Origin of the sequence: Xylanibacter rarus, from assembly GCF_001275135.1 — a bacterium.
Lineage (GTDB): Bacteria > Bacteroidota > Bacteroidia > Bacteroidales > Bacteroidaceae > Prevotella > Prevotella rara.
On the sequence record NZ_LFQU01000081.1, the window covers coordinates 1 to 814 of the forward strand.

Genomic DNA, 814 nt, shown 5'->3' on the forward strand with positions numbered 1-814 from the left:
TTCGCCATAAGCGTTGTGATGATGGCTTTGAGCATGTGCGGCATGTTCTTCGGCACGTCGAAGGCCGTGCTCTACACTGCGATAGCGCTTGTAGGCTACGGCAACTCTAACATCTTCTCGATAGTGTTCTCTCAGGCGCTTCTTTCAGTCCCCGATCGTCAGAACGAGGTTTCTGGCCTGATGATCATGGGTCTTTTCGGTGGCACCGTGTTCCCCCTTCTGATGGGCTTTGCCTCCGACGCTGCAGGCCAGGCTGGAGCCGTAGGCGTGATGTCAGTCGGCGTGGTCTATCTCCTTTATTATATAAACAAGGTAAAACATTGACAAACTTCAAACAAACAAGCATAACGATATGAAAGATATAATAGTAGGTCTTGGCGAAGCCCTTTGGGACGTTCTTCCCGACGGCAAGAAGCTGGGCGGAGCTCCTGCCAACTTCGCCTACCATGCCGGCCAGTTCGGCTTCGACTCCGTGGCAGTAAGCGCCGTGGGCGACGACCGCCTAGGCGACGAGACCCTCGCCGCCCTTGACGACAAAGGTCTTAAATACATGATGCCTCGCGTACCTTATCCTACGGGCACTGTTCAGGTTACGCTCGACGACGACGGCATCCCGACGTATGACATCCGTGAGAACGTGGCCTGGGACAACATCCCCTTCACCCCGGAGCTTGAGGCCCTTGCCCGCGACTGCCGTGCAGTTTGCTGGGGCTCTCTGGCCCAGCGCAACGTAGTTTCGCGCGAAACGATCGGCAAGTTCCTCGACGCGATGCCCTCTGACAAGGGCGTCCTGAAGATATTCGACATCAACCTG

General features: G+C 55.9%; 1 protein-coding gene and 1 pseudogene. Both read left to right on the plus strand.

Going from position 1 to position 814, the window contains the following annotated elements; genetic code table 11:
* Positions 1-324, plus strand: a pseudogene (locus ACU52_RS14565) (sugar MFS transporter); the annotation flags it as partial.
* A 28-nt stretch (positions 325-352) separates the two neighbouring features.
* Positions 353-814 (plus strand): PfkB family carbohydrate kinase (locus tag ACU52_RS14570; protein ID WP_239684943.1); only part of this gene is annotated, 462 nt, incomplete at its 3' end.